Below are 22,222 nucleotides of genomic sequence, written 5' to 3'. Positions count from 1 at the left end.
GCATTAGCAGATTAAAAACAATGACTTTTCTTACAATTATAATGTATTAGTTGCCAGAGCTTTCGCCTGGCTGTTACTTTTTGTATGCAGTTTTGTCCAGAATAGTCCGTATAATCCAATGACAACAAAGCATCCCAATGGCATAACAAAGCCCAGCGCCATTGAATAAGCGTCAGCAATACCGCCCATTAGCATTGGCATGACGGCTCCACCCACAATTGACATAACAATATAGGAGGATGCTTTTTTAGTTTGTTCGCCCAAGCCGAAAATCCCCAATGCAAAGATGGTTGGGAACATAATTGACATGAAATAGAAGCTCGACACCAGAGAGATTACTGCCAGCCAACCTTCCGTGAACATAATAATCACCATCAGCACACAGTCGATTGCGGCGAAAATCCATAACAGTTTGTGAGCTGAAATTTTACTCAATAATAATCCGCCAGTGAATCGACCAATCATAAATAGCCCAAAGCCACCGAAAGCTAATAATTGTGAGGCCCCACGCTCAGTAAATTTCCAACCATCAAGGGATAGCCAGCTCCAACTGGTTGGGAAGAATGCGGCGACTGTTTGGCTGAATAATGGGGAATGGTCGACCACGTAATTGATAAAGAAACTAAATACGCCTGTTTGCCCCGCGACATATAAGAATTGAGCAACAATGGCTAATACAAAGTGGGGCCGCTGCCATAAAGAGGGGGTGTTCTGAGCCCCCCCTTCTTGAGGCATATCTGACTCAGGTGTGATATCAGGAATTTTTGTGAAGAAAAAGACCAATGCCAGTATCGCAACTGCCAAACCAATGCCCATATAGGGAATAAATAAAGCATCATTACTGGTGTTGACATCGCCGGTGGCTGACAAAATAAAATGCCCTCCGATCAGTGGTCCAAATATCAAACCAATACCGGTGCAGGATTGTGATAAATTAAGGCGTGCAGCCCCTTGTGCCGGAGAACCCATTACTGTGGCAAAGGGATTTGCAATCGTCTCAATGCAGGTTAAACCGGTCGCCAGAATAAACAACCCGACTAAAAAGGCCCAATATTCCCCGATACTAGCAGCAGAAATAAACCAGAATGCACCAAGTGCAATTAATGCCAGGCCAATAAAAATTCCGCCTTTATATCCATAACGCCGTGCCAATATCCCAGCAGGGATCGCCATGACGAAATAACCAATATAGTTGGCAAATTGCACTAATGCGGACTCGGCTTTAGAAACTTGCAACGTATTTTGAAAATGTTTATTAAGAATATCAATTAACCCAGTACTAAAGCCCAATACTAAAAAGAGACAGGTAAGTAAGAAGAATGTAAACCCGTGGTTTTTGCCATCAGGTGTGGTGAACATATTTTTTATGCTCATAATATTACCCCATAATTTTGTTTTCAGGTAAAAGGAACCCTACCCATTGAAGGGCATATCTTTTACCTGTGAGAGGGTGAATAATTACATCAGTTTATTGACTTCATCTGCTGTTGGTGGATTTGCGCCTTTATTACAGCAATTTAGCGCAGCAGCGATACTGCCAGTTAGTAGCGCTTGAGACAGCATATTACTATCCAGTTTCGCCAGCGTTTTGCCTACAATTCCATTAACTATTACTGATAACAATCCGGCGGTAAATGTATCTCCAGCACCGATGGTATCAGCCACCTCAACCTCTGTAACGGACTGATATTTATCTAATTCTGGAGTATGTATCCATGCACCATCACTGCCACTGGTAATAGCGACCATCAAAATGCCTTTGGCAAACATCCGTTTGACAAAATGCTCAACTGTTTCATCAGGAGCTAGCCATTGAAGATCAGATAAACTGAGCCGCAGTAATTGTATTTGATCTGTAATGCGATTAAATCGGTCAAGGTAAATTTGGCGGTCATTAATTAAACTTTGGCGAATATTAGGATCAAAAGAAATAAAACCATTCAGTTGTGTTAAATAGTTCTCCCACGTTGTGCCGCAGGGTTCTTGCATTAAAGAAATCGATCCAAAGTGATGCAATGTTGCCTCAATCGGTACGGGTAGATCTTCGGGTTGAATAATGACATCAGCAGCCTGACGAGAATAAAATGCATATTCGGGTTCAGTATCAGGATGGGTTAATACAAAGGCTAATGTTGAAGGCGCCTCGCTACGACTAATTGCGGCCGTTCCCACATGATTTAGCTGTAAATGTTGTAATAATATATTGCCGAACATATCGGTGCTTAATTGTGTGCAGTAATCGACTTGTGTGCCTAAGCGGCCAAGCGCTATCGCCACGTTATACGGTGAGCCGCCAGGGTGGGGAATAAAAGCCTGACCGTCATGAGTAAAATCGATCAAACTCTCGCCATAACAAATAATCCTTTTCATTTCCCCTCCTGATATTCAGGTTGGCTAATGGGATAAGGCCCGAGATCGACCACTTCGATATCGGGGCCAGAGTCTTTACCCGACAACAACATGTAAGTTGCGGGCTTTTCCAGTGCAAAAGGGGCGAAATGCCAAGTATCACGGTAAAGAATTAATCCGAATGACCCATCCATATGCACAGCAACAAGCTTGTGTGGATCAAGCTCACCCGGGGCACCAAGCACCATTACGCTATTTCCCTTTAAGGGAATAAAAGCTTCTTCCATCAAGTGGTGCCGCTCTATCTGCTCCATTAATAATGGGCGCGGATAACAGATTAGATAACTGGCGACAGGATGTTCATTGAAGTCATTGGCGTCACAAATATTGTGATAGCAATCAATATCCCCCCTTGCTAGGGTTGGCGGTGTTGTCGGCTGGCCGACTAATCGAGCAAAAGGAGCAAGGTTTTTTGCCGTTGGCTCAATTAGCGGGATGGTGTGTAAGGTCAAAGTCATCATTTAATTCCCTGGTATTGGTCTAAAAATCAAAAAGTCAGTTTTAATAAGGCCGAGCTGTTGAAGCCCTTATAATTAGTTGTGGATCAAAGCGTTCGGAAAGAGCACTGCCGCTGATATTGCCCCGCAGGCGTTCTATTAATAGCTCTGCTGCATGTTTCCCCATGTCATAAACCGGTTGGCGGATAGTGGTAAGGGGGCATGGGAAGAAGCTGGCCCAATCTGGGTCGTCGAAGGCAACAACTGAGACTTCATCGGGCATTCTTATATTGCGTTGGTAAATGGCATGCACGACACCTGCGGCAATATCATTGTTAGCCGCAATAATTGCCGTCGGGCGCTGTGCTACTGGCTTGGACATCAGGAGATGTATCTGCTCACAAGCATCGGCGAACAGTGATGTTGTGGCTGGGATTTCAATCACATCGGTATTGCTCTCTTCAGGGCAAACCTGACGAAAACCGGCCAGGCGCTCAGCAAAAGTGATGGTTTGTGTGCTACCACCAATATAGGCGATGCGTGAATGTTTTAGCTCCAGCAGATGGCGTGCCGCCATTTCCACTCCGAGAATATTATTCAGCAATACACTGTCGCTGCCGACATGGCCTGAGATGCGGTCTATTTCGACCACGGGAATATTGGTAAAACGCTGTAAGTTATCGCGTGTGTTATGTGTTGGGGTGATGATTAGCCCTTGCAGCATATGGCTGCGTAGCTGTGTCATCAGCTGTTCTTCCCGTAGCGAATCTTCATCAGTGCTACCAACAATCAGGGTATAACCTGCTTTATAAGCAACATCTTGCACTGCTTTGACAATCGTGGCGTGGAAGGTATTGAGAATATCAGACACCACCAAGCCAATAACTTGTGATCCTCCTTGCCGAAGATTACGCGCAAAGATATTGGCTTCATAACCCAGTTCGTCGATAGCTTTCATTACCCGTTCACGGGTTGCTGCTGCGACTTTTTCAGGTCGTGTCAGTGTGCGCGACACCGTTGAAGCTGAAAGACCGGTTTTCTTTGCGATATCAATTATATTGGCCATGCATTACCTTAATGACAACGTTTGCATAAATGATTAAAAAAATAATCTCATACAAAACAAATTTATAGATATAAATAGCAAACTTGTTATTCAAACAAATGACAACGTTTGCATATCATAATATTCAAATAATAGTTCAGGCGAACAAATAATAATCAGCAGTTGATCACATTTATGCAACGAAGATAAATATTAGGTCGGGTTGGCGTGACAGGCATTTTCCATGTCGCAATGTAAAATCCGTGTGAAATATATGTGACTTCGTGCGCAAAAACAGACCAATTTTATGCTGGTTTCACCGGTAAAATCACGTCGAAAATCCTCCCCCTTTGCCTTGACGTGGAGTGGGGATACCTATAACCAACTAATTTTAAACATTATTAACATCACTCATTTTGGGATGCGTGTTGACCTATTGCCGTTTTTCTGGTGCTTGATTGTACTTGTCTATACGAGTATATGTTAATAAATATTCAAACTAAGTAATGTCGTTGATACCTGAAAAACTGGTTGAAGGAAATTGCCGTGACTGCCCAAAATAGATTCCGTGATACTGAGATTCGAGCTTCGCGTGGCACAAAACTGACTGCTAAAAGTTGGATGACCGAAGCGCCACTGCGTATGTTAATGAATAATCTTGATCCTGAAGTGGCTGAAAATCCTAAAGAATTAGTAGTTTATGGTGGCATTGGCCGTGCGGCCCGTAACTGGGAATGTTATGACAAAATTGTCGAAAGCCTTACTCAACTGAACGATGATGAAACCTTACTGATTCAGTCTGGCAAGCCTGTTGGGGTCTTTAAAACCCACAGTCATGCACCTCGTGTATTGATTGCTAACTCTAATTTAGTTCCACACTGGGCTAATTGGGAACATTTTAACGAGTTGGACGCCAAAGGGTTGGCCATGTACGGCCAGATGACGGCGGGCAGTTGGATCTACATTGGTAGTCAGGGCATTGTACAGGGTACCTATGAAACCTTCGTCGAGGCGGGCCGTCAGCACTTTGGCGGTAGCTTGAAAGGGCGCTGGGTATTAACTGCTGGGCTGGGCGGCATGGGTGGTGCACAGCCGCTGGCCGCAACCCTGGCCGGAGCTTGTTCTTTGAATATTGAGTGTCAGCAAAGCCGTATCGATTTCCGCCTCAAAACCCGCTATGTCGATGAACAAGCAGTAGGTCTTGATGATGCATTGGAGCGCATCAAAAAATACACTTCTGCTGGCAAAGCTGTTTCTATCGCATTATGTGGTAATGCCGCCGAAATTTTACCTAAATTGGTACGCCGTGGGGTTCGCCCCGACATGGTGACCGACCAAACCAGTGCTCATGACCCATTGAATGGTTATTTGCCGGTTGGCTGGAGCTGGGAAGAGTATCGTCAACGTGCTCAAAGCGAGCCTGCACTGGTGGTGAATGCTGCTAAAACCTCAATGGCAGAACATGTTGAAGCAATGCTGGCTTTCCACCGCTTGGGCATCCCGACCTTTGATTACGGCAATAATATTCGTCAGATGGCACAAGATATGGGTGTTACCCATGCATTTGATTTCCCTGGGTTTGTTCCTGCTTATATCCGCCCATTATTCTGCCGTGGTGTCGGCCCATTCCGCTGGGCGGCGCTTTCCGGTAATGCCGACGATATTTATAAGACGGATGCTAAGGTTAAAGAACTTATTCCGGATGATGAGCATTTGCATCACTGGCTGGATATGGCCCGTGAACGTATCAGCTTCCAAGGGCTACCTGCTCGAATCTGCTGGGTTGGTTTAGGCCAGCGAGCTAAATTAGGCTTAGCTTTTAATGAGATGGTACGCACAGGTGAGCTGTCAGCGCCGATTGTGATTGGTCGCGATCATCTTGATTCCGGTTCAGTCGCCAGCCCTAACCGAGAAACCGAAGCGATGCAGGATGGATCTGACGCTGTCTCTGACTGGCCGCTACTCAATGCATTGTTGAATACCGCCAGTGGCGCGACTTGGGTATCACTGCATCATGGTGGGGGGGTTGGAATGGGCTTCTCGCAACATTCAGGCATGGTGGTGGTATGTGATGGTAGCGATGACGCGGCCGAACGTATCGCCCGAGTATTACATAATGATCCCGCCACTGGTGTCATGCGCCATGCAGATGCAGGTTATGACATCGCGATTAATTGTGCACAAGAGCAGGGGCTTAACCTGCCAATGATTGCCGCAACTCAAGGGAAAAAAGCATGAAAACAACAATGATACTGCGCCCCGGCCAGATGACTCTGGCTGATTTGCGACATATCTATCAGCACCCCGTACAAATAGATTTGGATAAAAGTGCTCATGTATCTATTCAGCAAAGTGTGGATTGCGTGCAAGCCATATTGGCAGAGAAACGTACAGCGTATGGTATCAATACGGGATTTGGTCTGTTGGCCTCCACGCGTATTGCGACAAAAGATTTGGAAAACCTACAGCGCTCGATTGTTCTTTCCCATGCGGCAGGTGTCGGGGAGCCTAATGACGATGCCATTGTACGCCTGATTATGGTGTTGAAAATCAATAGCTTGGCTCGTGGTTTCTCCGGTATCAGACTTAAAGTGATTCAGGCATTGATAACATTAGTTAATGCAGAAGTTTATCCGCATATTCCACTAAAAGGCTCAGTGGGTGCTTCTGGTGATTTGGCTCCGTTGGCACACATGAGTTTGCTGCTGCTTGGTGAAGGTAAAGCACGATATCAGGGAGAATGGTTGGATGCTCATGCAGCACTGGCTAAAGCTGGTTTACAGCCGCTAACGTTGGCGGCAAAAGAAGGGTTGGCACTCCTTAATGGTACTCAGGTTTCCACTGCTTATGCTTTGCGTGGCTTGTTTGAAGCGGAAGACCTTTATGCCGCAGCGTCTGTCTTTGGCAGCCTTACGGTTGAAGCGGCATTAGGTTCTCGTAGCCCATTTGATGCTCGTATTCATGCCGTTAGAGGCCAGCGTGGGCAAATTGATGCCGCCAGCACTTATCGTCATTTGCTTGGTGAACGTAGCGAAGTCTCTGAATCTCACCGTAATTGCGACAAAGTTCAAGACCCATACTCTTTGCGTTGTCAGCCACAGGTCATGGGGGCTTGTCTGACCCAAATGCGCCAGGCTGCAGAGGTTCTGGCGATTGAATCTAATGCTGTGTCAGATAACCCATTGGTATTTGCAGAGCAAGGCGATGTATTGTCTGGCGGTAACTTCCATGCCGAACCGGTCGCAATGGCGGCAGATAACCTGGCGCTGGCGCTGGCGGAAATCGGCTCGTTATCAGAACGTCGTATTTCGCTCTTAATGGATAAGCATATGTCGCAGCTGCCACCATTTCTGGTGGAGAACGGCGGCGTAAACTCGGGCTTTATGATTGCGCAGGTGACGGCGGCAGCACTCACCAGTGAAAATAAAGGGCTGGCATTCCCCTCCAGTGTCGATAGCATCCCAACTTCAGCGAATCAGGAAGACCATGTTTCCATGGCCCCCCGTGCAGGCAAGCGCCTATGGGAGATGGCTGAAAACGTGCGCGGTATTCTGGCCGTTGAGTGGTTGGCAGCATGTCAGGGGTTGGATTTACGAAAGGGTCTAAAGACATCAGAGACTCTGGAACCTGCACGCCTACTACTGCGCAAGCATGTGGCCTACTACGAAAAAGACCGTTTCTTTGCCCCCGATATTGAAGCCGCAAGCCAGCTCATTGCTCTGCGTCATATGAATGAACTGATGCCCCCGCATCTATTACCCAGCCTTTAATAACGAATAATAAGCAGTCAAAAACATTGACCTATAGGTGATCCCGGTACTCGGGATCACCCTCTCTGAACCCCTGCCTGTAAGGGCATAAATCTTGCGAGAATGTACCATGAAGAATGATTCATCCACGCTCAAACGCGGCCTGAGTGCCCGACATATCCGGTTCATGGCGTTAGGTTCTGCCATTGGTACCGGCTTATTTTACGGCTCTGCCGAGGCCATCCGTCTGGCTGGGCCTGCAGTATTACTCGCTTATCTGGTTGGGGGTGCCGCCGTATTCATGGTGATGCGCGCACTTGGCGAGATGGCTGTACATGATCCGGTTGCGGGCTCATTTGGCCACTACGCCAGCCGTTATCTTGGCCCATTGGCGGGTTTTCTCACCGGTTGGACCTATACCTTTGAGATGATCATTGTGGCGCTGGCTGATGTCACGGCATTCGGTATCTATATGGGACTATGGTTCCCGGATGCACCGCAGTGGGTTTGGGTGCTGAGTATTATTTTCTTTATTGGCGCGCTAAATCTGTGTTCGGTCAAAGTGTTTGGTGAAATGGAGTTTTGGCTATCACTGCTAAAAGTAACTGCGATTATTGCCATGATTGCCGCAGGGCTAGGTATTATGATGTTCGGCTTCGGTGCCGGTCATGAGAGTACTGGGGTCAGTAATTTATGGTCTCATCAAGGGTTTATGCCAAACGGTATTACAGGTGTCATTGCTTCATTTGCTGTGGTGATGTTTGCTTTTGGTGGTATTGAAATCATCGGGGTGACTGCCAGTGAGGCAAAAGATCCGGAAAAAGTATTACCACGTGCCATCAATACTGTTCCTGTACGTATTCTACTGTTCTATGTTCTGACCTTATTTGTTTTGATGGCTATTTATCCGTGGAATAGCATTGGGCAAAATGGCAGTCCTTTTGTGGAAATCTTTAGCAGTTTAGGGATCAGTTCTGCCGCAAATATTCTGAATCTGGTGGTGATCACCGCGGCGATTTCGGCAATCAATAGTGATATTTACGGTGCTGGTCGCATGATGTATGGCTTGGCACAAGAGGGGCTGGCACCTAAATGCTTTAGTCGCTTGACCCGTAATGGCGTACCATGGATGACTATTTTAGTGATGGCAATCGCATTGTTATTGGGTGTGGTGTTGAATTACCTGATTCCGAAAAATGTATTCCTGATTATTGCCTCGATTGCGACCTTCGCGACAGTCTGGGTGTGGCTAATGATCCTTATCTCGCAAGTCGCGATGCGCCGCTCAATGAGCAAAGAAAATGTTGCCCGCCTTGCTTTCCCAGTACCTTTCTGGCCGGTGGCACCCATTCTTACTATCTTCTTTATGGCTTTCATTATTGCAGTTTTGGGGTATTTCCCTGATACCCGCATTGCCATGTATGTTGGCCTGGCTTGGGTGATATTAATGACACTGGCCTGGTGGGTTTGGGTACGTAAAACGCCAGCTCATGTTATTGCTGAGCGGGTAGAAAATAGCGAGGCGTAACCACGATAGCCCTAAATCAGGTTACTGATAACGATATCTTTGACCTGATTTATTTTGACGTAAGGGGTTGTGTTGGGGCATTGAGTACCAGTTTTTGGTGTAACTCCAGCGCCATACTCTCAAGGCGAGTGGTTAATTGATTGGTCAGGGTCGTTAACTCGGTATTCTGTCGTAGTAATTCCAGCATTATCTCCGAATTTTGGGCGGCTATTTTTTGTCGCTCTTCGTTGGCGATAGCTAAGGCTTCACGGTGTTGCGCATCGGCATCTGCATTGGCTTTATCACGCTCTGCCTGACGAGTTTGCGCCAGTAAAATAAGTGGTGCGGCATAAGCGGCCTGCAAACTGAAAGCCAAATTCAGCAGAATGAAGGGATAAACATCAAACTTGACCACGCCTATCACATTTAGCCCAATCCAAACTACGACAATCAGAGTTTGTGCTCCGAGGAAAATTGGTGTGCCAAAAAAGCGCGCAAAGGCTTCTGCTTTCAGTGCAAACCAACCATTACCAAAAGGATTAGACAAGTGCTCATGAGGCCGATGGAAACGAAGATAATCAGTTTTTCGCTGGTGGGCAGATTGCTGTTCAATGGCGGGTTCAGTCGTTTTCATGGAATGTCATCCTGCAAGTAAGCGGCTCTGCATGAAATAACCGCGATATAGTTAAACCGGATTATTTAATACTATAGTGAAATGAGATGGGTAACAGAGGAATTAAGCTATTAAAGGTTGTTTCTTTGACAGCAATAACTGGATGCTGATTTTTATTAAGATCGCACTATATACCAAGTGAATACTTTGCGTTTAAAGTAACGGCATGACCAGATGGTGATAAAGTGACCTTAATGATGAAAATTATATATCTACGGAGTAATTGCCCATGCCAGCTCTAGCCATTAAGCGGTGGATTAAACGGATTGTACTGGTCTTGGTGGTCATGTCTGTCACCATATTGGCGATAAGAATTTATGACACACAACGTGGCCCGAAGCTTGAGCTTTGGCACACGTTTGTGCCTCATGACATGCGTGCCGCCGAGATTGATAAAGCCAATTGGGCTGATTACATCAAAGCTGAAAACAAGATTTTCGATGAAGTTCGCATTAATGTTACCGAGAAATTGGAACCAAAAACCCAAGTTCCATTAAACCGCTATTATTCTGGTAGCTCGATTTATCCACCTCATTTTAAGAATGACTGGAATCGTTCTTATATTTTACAACCCGATGGCAAGCCTAAAGGTGCCGTCGTATTACTGCATGGACTGACTGACACCCCTTATAGTTTGCGTCATATTGCAGAGAATTATCGTCAACGTGGGTATGTCGCCATTGGTATTCGTTTACCTGCGCATGGCACTGTACCCGGGGCGTTGACTGATGTTGAGTGGCAGGACTGGTTAGCGGCGACTCGCCTTGCTGTCCGTGAAGCCAAAGTACTGAGCGGCCCTGATTTGCCATTGCATGTTGTGGGCTTCTCTAACGGGGGGGCATTGGCAATGAAATATACGCTAGACTCCCTGGATGACCCGAAACTGGCAAAACCAGAACGCGTTATTTTGATATCCCCAATGATTGGGGTAACAAGCTTCGCGCGATTTGCGGGTGTGGCAGGTTGGCCTGCTATCTTCCCGGCCTTTGCCAAAGCGGCTTGGTTAGGAATTGTGCCAGAATTTAATCCGTTCAAGTACAACTCATTCCCGGTTAATGCTGCTCGCCAGTCTTATTTACTGACGTCAGTGCTACAGCAGCAAATTGCGCGTGATGCTCGAAACAATAAGATGGCGGAGTTACCGCCAATTTTGACCTTCCAGTCATTAATGGATTCAACGGTCAGCACCCGTGCTGTTGTCACGGCTCTTTATAATCACCTGCCTAAGAATGGCAGTGAAGTGGTGCTGTTCGACTTGAACCGCGCTGCAAGTTTTGGTCCATTATTAAGAACATCTTCTTATACGGCTTTGGCTCGCTTATTACCGCCACCCCCGCGTAATTATAGCGTAACCATTATTACCAACGTTTCGCCGCAAAGTAATGAAACGGTGGCATTAACCACATTGGCAGGCCAAACCGACGAGACTTCAGCCCCGACTGGGCTGATTTATCCGCCGGATATCTTCTCGTTATCTCATGTGGCATTACCCTTCCCAATGAGTGACTCACTCTATGGCCGCTACCCAGAACCGCGTGACCAATACGGTATCAGCCTGGGGACGTTCGCCGCACGTGGTGAGCGAGCGGTCTTAGTGGTTGGGCTGGATTCACTGATGCGTATCTCATCGAATCCGTTCTATCCCTATATGTTGCAACGCATTGACGACAAAATAGACGCTCCGGCTAAATGATTGTTTTTATGATTGACGTTTTTTCTAAATGATAACGCTGCTAAAGCCCCAAGATTGGGGGCTTTTTCATAATGAGTGCCATACTTTCAAATCGTACATGCTCTTCATATTTATTGACCCTGAAAGGAAAGCACTATGTCTATCGAAAAAGTGGTATATCGTGCCAAAGCTAAAGCGACCGGTGGCCGTGACGGCCGGGCAACATCCTCAGATGGTGTATTGGATGTGAAGTTGGGCGTCCCTAAAGAGATGGGCGGCGCAGGTGGGGCCGTGACAAATCCGGAGCAGTTGTTTGCGGCGGGTTACTCTGCCTGCTTCCTTGGGGCACTAAAATTTGTGGCATCAAAAGAAAAGGTGAAAATACCCGATGACGCCAGTATCGAAGGAACAGTCGGTATTGGTGCTATTCCAACGGGATTCGGCATTGAGGTACAACTGGATATTAGTTTGCCGGGTATCGAGCGCAGTGTGGCAGAAGATTTAGTGAAAAAGGCCCATGTTGTCTGCCCATACTCCAATGCAACCCGTGGCAATATTGATGTCACGTTGAATATCAAATAATTCAATCTCCGCACGCAAAAGCCCATAAAAATTATTTTATGGGCATATACTCTTCGTCATAATATTTGCCTAATAAATAAGCTGGCATATCCTTACCGGACTATGCGCCAGTTCCCAGACTGAATAGCCAGGATTAGTTAGGATAATTCTTGTAACTGAAATCAATAGCGTGCTTATTGGCTTTACACTGAACCTGAGGAGGGGTTCACTGTCTGATTGATTCAAGCCGCAAATAGTGTCTCTGGAGACCTTGCGTTATATGGACAGAGTTAAATCTTTATCGCAGCAAAGTATTTCTTTGTTGTTGGCAGTTTATATTGGTATTTTCCTGAATATCTCTGTCTTTTATCGTCGTTTTGACACCTTTAGCCAAGGCATTCAAGGCATAAAAGTGGTGTCTGCTATCATCGAAGTGATGGCGATTATTCTGTTTACCTTTTTTGTTATGCGCATCATTTCCCTCGGTGGCCGATGGTTTTATCGCGTAGTCGCAACCCTTCTGGTACTCATTTCTGTTGCAGCCAGTTATTACATGACGTTTTTCAATGTGGTGATTGGTTACGGCATTGTCATATCCGTTTTGACCACGGATACTGATCTGTCCAAAGAGGTTATCGGACTCCATTTTATCATTTGGATGGGGGTCGTCAGCGCACTGCCGCTGCTGCTTATCTGGAAAAATAGTTTACGGTTCACTCTACTAGAGCAATTTTTGACTCCAGGGCAGCGTATCAAGCCAATCTTACTGATGGTGGCTGTGGTCGCCTTGGTTTGGTTACCCATTCGCTATCTGGATAAAGTCCAGCATGCGGATGAACAACTGAAAACCGTGGATTTACCCAGTTATGGCGGAGTAGTTGCTCACTCTTATCTACCCTCTAACTGGTTGGCAGCACTGGGTTTGTACGCTTATACACAATATGATGAGAAGTATGATGCGGCGACATTGTATGACCCCGCTGAACACCATACTTATGTCGCACCAGCCGGAATTGATGATACCTATGTTGTGTTTATTATTGGTGAAACAACCCGTTGGGACCATATGGGGTTACTGGGATATTCGCGTGATACCACTCCACGTCTCAGTAAAGAAAAGAACTTAGTTGCTTTTCGTGGCACATCTTGCGATACCTCCACCAAACTGTCATTGCGCTGCATGTTCGTGCGTGAAGGGGGTACGGAAGATAACCCGCAGCGCACACTGAAAGAGCAAAATGTGTTTGCCGTGATGAAATCCTTGGGCTTCACTTCTGAATTGTTCGCCATGCAGAGCGAGATGTGGTTCTACAATAATGCGAGCGTTGATAATTATTCGTTTCGGGAATTAATTGCTTCTGAGAAACGTAACGATGATAAGCCAGTAGATGACATGCTGCTGGTCGATGAATTGAAAGAGTCACTCGCGCGTTATCCTGTTGGTAAGCATTTAGTCATACTGCATACCAAAGGTTCACATTATCTCTATTCGCAACGTTACCCCCGTAGTTATGCTCGCTATCAGCCCGAATGCATGGGGGTTGATGATTTTTGCAGCAAACAGCAGCTGATAAATGCTTTTGATAACAGCGTGTTATATACCGATTCGTTTATTGCGAATGTCATTGATCAAATGCGTGATAAGAAAGCGCTGGTGTTCTATGCCGCCGATCACGGCGAATCTATCGATGATAATTCCCACTTCCATGGCACGCCACGTGAAATGGCGCCACCTGAGCAATTCCGTGTGCCATTGATGGTTTGGGCGTCAGATAAGTTTCTGGCCCAACCGGGGAGCCTTACGGCTTTTGAGCAACTACAGGCAGAGCAGCGTATCGGAAAAAGTCATCGTCAGGTTGAGCTGTTTGACTCTATCTTGGGGTGTTTGGGTTATACCTCGCCGGATGGCGGAATTAATGCAGAGAATAACTGGTGTCAGGCGCCAGCACGGCATATGCAGCCGGCGATCTAGTCAATTGATGCAGGGATAATCTGATATGGATTGATTTTTGACACCAGTCGCTGTGTCCCCATCATGTTACGGTATACTTCAGCTCTATTCCCCGCAGGCTGGAGTCTTCCATGACTTACCGTGTTGCCTTTATTGATGATCACGACATTGTGCGCTCAGGCTTTGCTCAATTACTTTCTCTGGAAGATGACATTCAGGTAGTGGGGGAATTTAGCTCAGCAAAAGCTGCCCGCATGGGATTACCGAGCTTACAGGCGAATATCTGTATTTGTGATATTTCCATGCCTGATGAGAGCGGATTGGATTTACTGAAAGATCTCCCTTCTGGCATGGGGGTTATTATGCTTTCGATGCATGACAGCCCGGCGTTAGTTGAGATGGCGCTTGAGCGCGGCGCGCGGGGATTCCTTTCAAAACGGTGCAAACCCGAAGACTTGGTTAATGCGGTCCGGACGGTGGGCAGTGGTGGCGTTTATCTCATGCCTGAAATTGCCCAAAAATTGGCGCGTGTCGCTGTCGACCCCTTAACCCGTCGCGAGCGGGAAGTGGCGGTGTTGTTGGCGCAAGGGATGGAAGTGCGTGATATTGCGGAGTCACTCGCACTGTCACCGAAAACTGTCCATGTTCATCGCGCTAACTTATTTGCCAAACTGGGTGTCAGTAATAATGTTGAGTTAGCCAAGCTGGTATTGAATCTATGATGCAGCGTTTGATTATGCTGTTGGCATTATTGTTTATTTATATTACTGCCGCTTTCTGTTTATGGTCCGTTGGCACTCAGCTGGTTGACCGGCCTTTACAGGCGATGCTGCTGTTCCCTTTTGGTCTGCGTATGGGCATTTTATTACAAAGCCCACGGCAATACTGGCCGGGAATTTTGCTGGGTGACGCATTACTCTGGTGGCTGTTAACTGATCAGTTTGGCTATTCTTATAGTCTGTTATGGACAGCTATTCCTTTGTTATTGGCGACGACCTTATTGGCGGTTGTTGCTTCTCCTTGGTTATTACACCACCAGAAAAATGACAGCGAATGGAAATGGCCCTTGATGCAGGGCGCAGTCATTATTGGTGCTGCATTGATACAGGCGTTGGGGTGGCAAATTGCCAGTAAACAAGGTGCGATGGCGCTATTGTTGGGGCTGGTTGGTGGCTTTACGATTGCGCCGATTTGTCTGCTATTGTGGCATTACCTGGCGCGCCAGATCTGGACTCCACTCGAACCGGGGCTGATTCATAAACCGATTAACCTGCGTTTGAACCACATCATGTGGTATCTGCTGCTGTTTGCGTTGAGTATTTGGTTGCAACACCATATTACCGAGTCGGATTTGTATTTATTCGCGCCTTTTTGTCTGGCGATTCCCATTGTATTTATGTCCTACCGCTATGGCTGGCAAGGGGCGGTGGTGGCCACTTTGCTCAATGGCATGGTGTTATTAATTATTACTCCGGCGGAGTTAGATTCACACCGTGATTTGCTGTTATCACTCTTGGCGCAAAGTTTGACCGGCTTATTACTGGGCGCGGGAATTCAGCGACAACGAGAGCTGAATCAACAACTACAAATGCGGCTGAATGAAAATCGCGAATTAGCCAAAGCCCTGGTCGTGGCTGAGGAACATGCGCGCCGTGATGTCGCGCGTGAACTGCACGACGAGGTTGGGCAGACGGTAACAGTTATCCGTACTCAAGCCAGTATAATCAATCGATTAAGCACTCAACCTCAAATTTCGGCCAGTGCCGAAATGATAGAAATACAGGCTTTGCGTGTTTACGACGGTGTTCATGATATTTTAGCGAAATTATGGCCCGCGGCATTAAATAATCTGCCCTTGTCAGCTGCTATTGCGGCATTGATACGTGAATTGATTCCACAGGATCAATCGGTCGTTGGCGTGCTTAATTGGCAGCTTGATGACTATCCGATGGATGAAACCCTGAAAATCACGCTATATCGGGTCTGTCAGGAGGGGGTCACTAATGCCTATCGTCACGGTGCCGCTAGCCGAATTGAAATTAATGCCCAGCAGGTGGGCCAGCAGATAATACTGACGATTCGTGATAATGGAAAAGGTGTCGATTTAGCGACATTAACACCAGGCTATGGGTTAAGAGGCATGCAGTCACGAGTCAGTGCTTTGGGGGGAAGTTTTACGTTGAGTGTTGATAATGGCACCTGTTTAAATGTGATCTTGCCCGCAAATTCTTTGCCAGCTAATGAAAACTAAGAAATATTCTCGTTTTCGACCGGTGTTTTTCTCAGTGTTTTTACGCTCACGAGGAACATGATGACTCTACTTGAAAAATTTTCTGAGGTTCACATGTGGTCTTTCCTCAAAAGTCGCGATAACGTGCCACCAGTGACGGATCAAGCGCAAATCGATTCGTCTTATAAATACTGGCGTATTCAATTAATGTGGACGATGTATATCGGCTACGCAGCTTTCTATTTCACCCGTAAAAGCTTCAACTTTATTATGCCCGCTATGCTCAGTGATTTAGGGCTGACGATGTCAGATGTCGGGATCTTAGGTACGCTGTTTTACATCACCTATGGCTGCTCTAAATTTATTTCGGGTATGATCAGTGACCGCTCAAATCCACGTTATTTTATGGGGATCGGTTTGGTCATGACTGGGATTATAAATATCCTGTTCGGTATGAGCTCTTCGCTATTGGTATTTGGCTCATTGTGGATCATCAATGCCTTCTTCCAGGGTTGGGGCTGGCCACCTTGTTCTAAAATACTCACCAGTTGGTATTCCCGTTCAGAACGTGGCAGTTGGTGGGCAATGTGGAATACATCGCATAACTTTGGTGGTGCATTAATTCCCTTACTCGTCGGTTTTATTTCTCTGCACTTTAGCTGGCGTTACGGCATGATTATTCCTGGCATTATCGGTGTCGTGATCGGTTTACTGATGTGCTGGCGGTTACGTGATAAACCCAGCACCATGGGGCTGCCAAGTGTGGGCAAGTGGCGCAATGATGCCATGGAGTTGGTGCAGGAATCTGAAGGTCAGGGGCTATCAAATAAAGAAATCGTGAAACGTTATGTATTAACGAATAAATACATTTGGCTTCTGGCGGTCTCTTATGTACTGGTTTATATCGTTCGTACGGCGATCAATGACTGGGGTAACCTCTATTTGACGCAAGAGAAAGGCTATTCATTAATGACAGCCAACTCGGCAATTTCATTATTTGAGGTGGGCGGGTTTATTGGTTCGTTAGTCGCAGGTTGGGGGTCAGATAAGTGGTTCCGGGGGAATCGTGGGCCGATGAACCTGATATTTGCGATTGGTATTTTCCTTTCTGTTGCATCCCTGTGGATTATGCCGGGCGTCAGTTATGTCTTGCAGGCGGGTTGTTTCTTCGCGATCGGCTTCTTTATTTTTGGCCCACAGATGTTGATTGGTATGGCTGCTGCTGAATGCTCACATAAAGATGCGGCGGGTGCTGCCACCGGTTTTGTTGGGTTATTCGCCTACTTAGGTGCGGCTTTATCAGGCTACCCTATTGCTCGCATAATGGAGATTTGGCACTGGAATGGTTTCTTTGTGGTCATTTCCATTGCTGCCTGTTTATCTGCTTTCTTCTTACTGCCATTCTTACGGGCGCAATCGCCGCAATTGAAACACGCTGAAGCTTGATTTTTATTCAGTTGATTCAGTTTTAACCGTGGGTGATGCTTTTAACAACAGTCACCCGCGGGTTGCTAAAAAGTGATTGACGGCCCAAAGTCGTAGCAGTAAGATGCGCCCCAATTCGGCGAGTAGCGCAGCTTGGTAGCGCAACTGGTTTGGGACCAGTGGGTCGGAGGTTCGAATCCTCTCTCGCCGACCAAATTTAAGAACCCTGACAGCAATGTCAGGGTTTTTTCGTTTTTATCTTTCTGTGCCGCAATGGCATTTTATTCAATCTCAATGATACCTAGTCTGATTTTATCTAATATTATATTTCTCATTTTTATGGGTATATATTTTTTATTGCCATAACATATTATGTTCCTTTTATTTCATTGACTTTATTTTATTTAAATAGGTTAATTGATGTTGGTTTGTCTTTTAATTTAAATAGGATTTATTTCATGAGGTTGAAAGTAATAAATAATTGTAGGTCAAAAGGTAATAATAAAATATGGATAATAAGAATGTTATTATCTTTTCGGTTTTTTATATCTGTTCTCTCTTTTTCTACCTATGCTGAAATTAACTACCCCGCCGCATTAGCAATACTCGGTTCTTCAAATAGCACACCATGCCTATTCATCAAGCATGTAGAGTTGATTAATGTTGATGCTTTTCTTAATCCAGGACTTTTACTACAGAAAGTAAAGCAGAGCCAAGGCAATTGTTTGGATGAGGAAGGGCTATCGTCCTTGCGTAAGACACTCCAAGGGCAATTGGTCACGGAGGGTTACATCACCTCAGATGTGGCTTTCCCCCAAAATAGCTATGTGGACGGGACGTTATATCTGACCTTAATTCCTGGCCGTGTAAGTGGTATTGAACATCATGAAGATAGCCATGGTTATGCCCAGTTAAATACGGTTCTCCCCATTAGGCAGGGTGATTTGGTTAATTTGCGCCATCTTGAACAGGGGTTAGATAATTTACAGCGCTTGCCTTCAGTCAGTGCCACGATGGATGTGGTGTTGAATCGTGAAGATTTAAGCAGTCAGATTTGGGTTAATCATCAGCAATCCCGTTTCTGGCGGATCAATACTTTCTTTGATAATTCCGGACATTATGCCTTTGGTCGTTATCGTACTGGGGCCACGTTATTTTTTGATAATCTATTATCCTTGAGTGAATTAACTTATTTCTCGGCCAGCCGTGAGTTAGATAATCATCCTGAGAAAGGTAATAGTCACTTGATTCTGCATCATTCTGTTCCTTTTGGTTATTGGTTATTGAGTCTGACGGGGAGTCAGGGAACCTACTATCAGTCCTTGCCGGTGGGTAATACCGCATTTAAATATCAAACGCACTGGCGATCGTTGGATATACAAATTCAACGGTTGCTGATGCGAGGATATAACTACAAAACACTAGGATACTTGGGTGCATTAATTCGAAAATCAAACCGTTTTTTTGCTGATATAGAACTGCAGATTCAGCGGGTGGATACGGTTGACTGGCAACTCGGGCTGCAATATCTCTATTATACCCACTGGGCGACGATTAGCGGTGGTGTTAATTATCAGCAAGGGGCCTCTTGGTTTGGTGCGCGCCCATCGCGGCGGAGTGAGGCATTTACCGTGACCAGGCTGATGAATGTTACCGCGTTATTGGATATCCCTTTCATGTTGGGTCAGCAACGTTTTCATTATCAATCGGCATTTAATCAACAATACACTCATTCAAATCTCCCGGCACAGGATCACTTTTCTATTGGAGGGCAACATTTAGTACGCGGATTTTCCTCGGAGAATGCGCTGACTGGGCCGCAAGGTTTTTTTTTAAAAATGATATTGCCTGGATAAATCAACGAGTTGCCAGCCAGCTGTATGTTGGTGTGGATTATGGCGAGGTGAGAGGAAAAGGGCGGCGATTTTTATCAGGTAAGCGCTTAGTCGGCGGTGTTTTGGGTGTTCGGGGCCGTTATCATAAATTTGGATATGACTTTAATATTGGTTTACCACTTGATAAGCCAGATGGACTGAATGCTGATCCTATGGTGTTAGGTTTTATGGTGAACTGGCAATATTAGTTTATCTATAATGGATAAACATAATTCATATATATGCTCTTTTTCTTTAATGTTGTCATTATGTATTAATTGGCTGGGTATTAAAATCAGATTATTATTCTTAATATAGGCTGGCGAGTTTATTTTTTCATGTGGTTACATCAGTAGATATAATGTCATTGATGCCGATTTTGATTAAAAAATAATGAAAGCCTGATTATTAGTGCTTTCAGCACTTTGGATCTACGCTATAAAACATTAGAAGACAAAGCTGGTTTACTGCACGGGGGAATCGAGGTAATGCAGACCCTAAAGTCAGAGATAAAGCGGATTGTTTATCTTACGTTTCATGAGATGCACTGATTTGGTGCGCCATGATGGTGCGCGATGGCGGAGGGCTCTGTCCTCTCTTGGTTGGGATGAGTGACTGAGCCAAGATTGTGCTTTTTTAACAGCACGCAAAATGTTTGAGATTCCGGCTGTATGTGACAAGGTTCACGTCACATATCGGCTGTCACAGTCCCATTTCTCTCTATTTTCTATCGTTATTACAAAAAAATCTGAACAGATATACATCATTTGGTAACAAAGTTTTTTTGTTTTTCACTGGATGTTACAACTGCTTTATTTTCATTAGCCAGTTAATGCAGCTAGCTTATTGCTGGTAGCATAAATTTTAATGCTGATAATGTTAACGAGAAGTTTTTTTTATGTTTGCATGCTGTTTCTCATTGTCTCGATAAATCCACTCAGACCGTATTGACGTTGCCACCAACTGTTGCCAAATTGGTACCCTCAGGGGTAGCTATGGAGAGCAATTTGGGGTGATTTATTACACTCAATATTGCCGTCGCGATAACATTTATCCGGCATCTCAATCCCCCATCCCTGCGATAAATTGGCCAAAACGGAACAGTCCACTGACTAAAAAATTATAGGGACTGGCCGTACACACAACACACATCACCATAATGGAGCACAAGCGATGACGATTTCCTTGGGAAAAACAGGGATACTGAAATTCGGTATTGGGCTGATTGCACTGACCGTAGCGGCCAGTGTACAAGCGAAAACATTGGTATATTGTTCTGAGGGTTCTCCGGAAGGTTTCAACCCGCAGCTGTTCACCTCTGGCACGACTTATGACGCAAGTTCAGTTCCTATCTATAACCGTCTGGTTGAATTCAAGCTCGGGACTACCGAAATTGAACCCGGTCTGGCTGAGAAGTGGGAAGTGAGTGAAGATGGTAAAACTTACACTTTCCACCTGCGTAAGGGGGTGAAGTGGCAAGATAATAAAGACTTCAAACCGACTCGCGATTTCAATGCTGACGATGTGATTTATTCATTCATGCGTCAGAAAGATGATAAACATCCGTACCATAAAGTGTCTGGCGGCAGCTATGAATACTTCCAGGGTATGGGTATGGGTGATTTGATCACCAATATCGTTAAAGTTGACGACAACACGGTGCGCTTCGAGTTGGCGCGTCCAGAATCGCCATTCCTGGCTGACCTGGCAATGGACTTTGCGTCAATTCTGTCTGCCGAATATGCTGACAACATGCTGAAAGCCGGCACACCGGAAAAAGTCGATTTGAACCCTATCGGCACCGGCCCGTTCCAGTTGCAACAGTATCAAAAAGATTCCCGCATCCTGTACAAAGCATTTGATGGCTACTGGGGCACCAAACCGAAAATTGATCGTCTGGTCTTCTCTATTACCCCAGATGCATCTGTCCGTTACGCGAAATTGCAGAAAAATGAATGTCAGGTTATGCCGTACCCTAACCCGGCTGACATTGCTCGCATGAAAGAAGACAAAACCATCAACTTGATGGAGCAACCGGGTCTGAACGTCGGTTACCTCTCTTTCAACGTTGAGAAAAAGCCACTGGATAACGTCAAGGTTCGCCAGGCGCTGACCATGGCCGTTAACAAGCAAGCGATTATCGATGCGGTTTATCAAGGTGCTGGCCAGGCGGCCAAGAACCTGATCCCACCAACTATGTGGGGCTACAACGATGATGTGAAAGATTACGCTTATGACCCTGCTAAAGCGAAAGAGCTGCTGAAAGAAGCCGGCCTGCCAGATGGTTTCGCCATCGACCTGTGGGCAATGCCTGTTCAGCGCCCGTACAACCCAAATGCACGTCGTATGGCTGAAATGATCCAGTCTGACTGGGCGAAAGTGGGCGTGAAAGCCAAAATTGTGACTTACGAGTGGGGCGAATACCTCAAGCGTGCCAAAGACGGCGAACATGAAACTGTGATGATGGGCTGGACTGGGGACAATGGGGACCCGGATAACTTCTTCGCCACTCTGTTTAGCTGTGATGCGGCCAAACAAGGTTCTAACTACTCCAAGTGGTGCTATAAGCCGTTTGAAGACGTGATCCAGCCAGCGCGTGCTGAGTCTGACCATGACAAACGTGTCGCACTTTACAAACAAGCTCAGGTTGTGATGCATGATCAAGCGCCAGCGCTGATTGTGGCTCACT

At 45.9% G+C, this 22,222-nt stretch carries 15 protein-coding genes, 1 tRNA gene and 1 pseudogene; 12 read left to right on the top strand and 5 right to left on the bottom strand.

The genetic code is table 11. The features are described from left to right. Window positions 1-36 precede the first annotated feature (36 nt). From ACNSO8_RS20290 to ACNSO8_RS20275, 4 genes are all read right to left on the bottom strand, one after another. Window positions 37-1,374, bottom strand: a complete 1,338-nt coding sequence (locus tag ACNSO8_RS20290; protein WP_418395688.1) for a sugar MFS transporter — start codon at window positions 1,372-1,374, stop codon at window positions 37-39. Between the two features lie 84 nt (window positions 1,375-1,458). Further along, on the bottom strand, window positions 1,459-2,370 hold the full coding sequence (locus tag ACNSO8_RS20285; RefSeq protein WP_418395687.1) for a carbohydrate kinase family protein: 912 nt from the start codon (window positions 2,368-2,370) through the stop codon (window positions 1,459-1,461). Further along, window positions 2,367-2,870, bottom strand: coding sequence for an ureidoglycolate lyase (locus ACNSO8_RS20280; protein ID WP_418395686.1), 504 nt, complete (start codon window positions 2,868-2,870; stop codon window positions 2,367-2,369). Before ACNSO8_RS20280 ends, ACNSO8_RS20285 begins: the two co-directional genes overlap by 4 nt. Before the next feature lie 40 nt (window positions 2,871-2,910). After that, window positions 2,911-3,912: a LacI family DNA-binding transcriptional regulator gene (locus tag ACNSO8_RS20275; RefSeq protein ID WP_418395685.1), complete on the bottom strand. Its 1,002-nt coding sequence runs from the start codon at window positions 3,910-3,912 to the stop codon at window positions 2,911-2,913. A 525-nt stretch (window positions 3,913-4,437) separates the two neighbouring features. Here ACNSO8_RS20275 and hutU point away from each other — a divergent pair. From hutU to ACNSO8_RS20260, 3 genes are all read left to right on the top strand, one after another. Beyond that, window positions 4,438-6,129 (top strand): urocanate hydratase, encoded by a 1,692-nt coding sequence (gene hutU, locus ACNSO8_RS20270; protein WP_418395684.1) that lies wholly within the window; start codon window positions 4,438-4,440, stop codon window positions 6,127-6,129. Next, a complete protein-coding gene (gene hutH / locus ACNSO8_RS20265) occupies window positions 6,126-7,661 on the top strand; it encodes a histidine ammonia-lyase (RefSeq protein WP_418395683.1) in 1,536 nt (511 codons plus the stop codon). The genes hutU and hutH overlap by 4 nt, the downstream gene beginning before the upstream one ends. Before the next feature lie 109 nt (window positions 7,662-7,770). Next, entirely contained in the window at window positions 7,771-9,168 is a 1,398-nt protein-coding gene (locus tag ACNSO8_RS20260; protein ID WP_418395682.1) for an amino acid permease, read from the top strand. A gap of 49 nt (window positions 9,169-9,217) precedes the next feature. Here the strand turns inward: ACNSO8_RS20260 and ACNSO8_RS20255 are convergent, their stop codons facing one another. Continuing rightward, the gene (locus tag ACNSO8_RS20255) at window positions 9,218-9,781 is read right to left on the bottom strand and encodes a DUF1003 domain-containing protein (RefSeq protein WP_418395681.1); all 564 of its coding nucleotides are present in this window, start codon (window positions 9,779-9,781) and stop codon (window positions 9,218-9,220) included. Between the two features lie 268 nt (window positions 9,782-10,049). On the opposite strand from ACNSO8_RS20255, the gene ACNSO8_RS20250 reads away from it, so the two are divergent. The 9 genes and pseudogenes from ACNSO8_RS20250 to dppA form a co-directional block, all read left to right on the top strand. Beyond that, the gene (locus ACNSO8_RS20250) at window positions 10,050-11,513 is read left to right on the top strand and encodes an alpha/beta hydrolase (RefSeq protein ID WP_418395680.1); all 1,464 of its coding nucleotides are present in this window, start codon (window positions 10,050-10,052) and stop codon (window positions 11,511-11,513) included. 135 nt (window positions 11,514-11,648) lie between these two features. Then, window positions 11,649-12,074, top strand: coding sequence for an organic hydroperoxide resistance protein (locus ACNSO8_RS20245; RefSeq protein WP_004875517.1), 426 nt, complete (start codon window positions 11,649-11,651; stop codon window positions 12,072-12,074). Window positions 12,075-12,333: 259 nt separating this feature from the next. Then, the gene (gene eptB / locus ACNSO8_RS20240; protein ID WP_418395679.1) at window positions 12,334-14,025 is read left to right on the top strand and encodes a kdo(2)-lipid A phosphoethanolamine 7''-transferase; all 1,692 of its coding nucleotides are present in this window, start codon (window positions 12,334-12,336) and stop codon (window positions 14,023-14,025) included. 110 nt (window positions 14,026-14,135) lie between these two features. Continuing rightward, entirely contained in the window at window positions 14,136-14,726 is a 591-nt protein-coding gene (gene uhpA, locus ACNSO8_RS20235; protein WP_418395678.1) for a transcriptional regulator UhpA, read from the top strand. Then, complete coding sequence (uhpB, locus tag ACNSO8_RS20230; protein ID WP_418395677.1) at window positions 14,723-16,255, top strand: signal transduction histidine-protein kinase/phosphatase UhpB; 1,533 nt, start codon at window positions 14,723-14,725, stop codon at window positions 16,253-16,255. Before uhpA ends, uhpB begins: the two co-directional genes overlap by 4 nt. 93 nt (window positions 16,256-16,348) lie before the next feature. Beyond that, window positions 16,349-17,680, top strand: coding sequence for an MFS transporter (locus ACNSO8_RS20225; protein ID WP_418395701.1), 1,332 nt, complete (start codon window positions 16,349-16,351; stop codon window positions 17,678-17,680). A 116-nt stretch (window positions 17,681-17,796) separates the two neighbouring features. Next, window positions 17,797-17,873 (top strand) — tRNA-Pro (locus ACNSO8_RS20220). A gap of 244 nt (window positions 17,874-18,117) precedes the next feature. Further along, window positions 18,118-19,742 (top strand): annotated as a pseudogene (locus ACNSO8_RS20215) (ShlB/FhaC/HecB family hemolysin secretion/activation protein). A 964-nt stretch (window positions 19,743-20,706) separates the two neighbouring features. Then, the coding region (gene dppA, locus ACNSO8_RS20210; protein ID WP_418395676.1) for a dipeptide ABC transporter periplasmic-binding protein DppA at window positions 20,707-22,222 on the top strand (1,516 nt) is incomplete at its 3' end.

It is taken from the genome of Yersinia sp. LJYL362 (assembly GCF_048323875.1).
Note: the sequence above shows the minus strand (reverse complement) of the source record. Positions and strands in the feature narration are given on the sequence as shown.

Bases quoted from the DNA above. Each gene is read 5' to 3' on its own strand.
- ACNSO8_RS20290 (WP_418395688.1), bottom strand. From the start codon at position 1,374: ATGAGCATAAAAAATATGTTCACCACACCTGATGGCAAAAACCACGGG.
- ACNSO8_RS20285 (WP_418395687.1), bottom strand. From the start codon at position 2,370: ATGAAAAGGATTATTTGTTATGGCGAGAGTTTGATCGATTTTACTCAT.
- ACNSO8_RS20280 (WP_418395686.1), bottom strand. From the start codon at position 2,870: ATGATGACTTTGACCTTACACACCATCCCGCTAATTGAGCCAACGGCA.
- ACNSO8_RS20275 (WP_418395685.1), bottom strand. From the start codon at position 3,912: ATGGCCAATATAATTGATATCGCAAAGAAAACCGGTCTTTCAGCTTCA.
- hutH (WP_418395683.1), top strand. From the start codon at position 6,126: ATGAAAACAACAATGATACTGCGCCCCGGCCAGATGACTCTGGCTGAT.
- ACNSO8_RS20260 (WP_418395682.1), top strand. From the start codon at position 7,771: ATGAAGAATGATTCATCCACGCTCAAACGCGGCCTGAGTGCCCGACAT.
- ACNSO8_RS20255 (WP_418395681.1), bottom strand. From the start codon at position 9,781: ATGAAAACGACTGAACCCGCCATTGAACAGCAATCTGCCCACCAGCGA.
- ACNSO8_RS20250 (WP_418395680.1), top strand. From the start codon at position 10,050: ATGCCAGCTCTAGCCATTAAGCGGTGGATTAAACGGATTGTACTGGTC.
- ACNSO8_RS20245 (WP_004875517.1), top strand. From the start codon at position 11,649: ATGTCTATCGAAAAAGTGGTATATCGTGCCAAAGCTAAAGCGACCGGT.
- eptB (WP_418395679.1), top strand. From the start codon at position 12,334: ATGGACAGAGTTAAATCTTTATCGCAGCAAAGTATTTCTTTGTTGTTG.
- uhpA (WP_418395678.1), top strand. From the start codon at position 14,136: ATGACTTACCGTGTTGCCTTTATTGATGATCACGACATTGTGCGCTCA.
- uhpB (WP_418395677.1), top strand. From the start codon at position 14,723: ATGATGCAGCGTTTGATTATGCTGTTGGCATTATTGTTTATTTATATT.
- ACNSO8_RS20225 (WP_418395701.1), top strand. From the start codon at position 16,349: ATGTGGTCTTTCCTCAAAAGTCGCGATAACGTGCCACCAGTGACGGAT.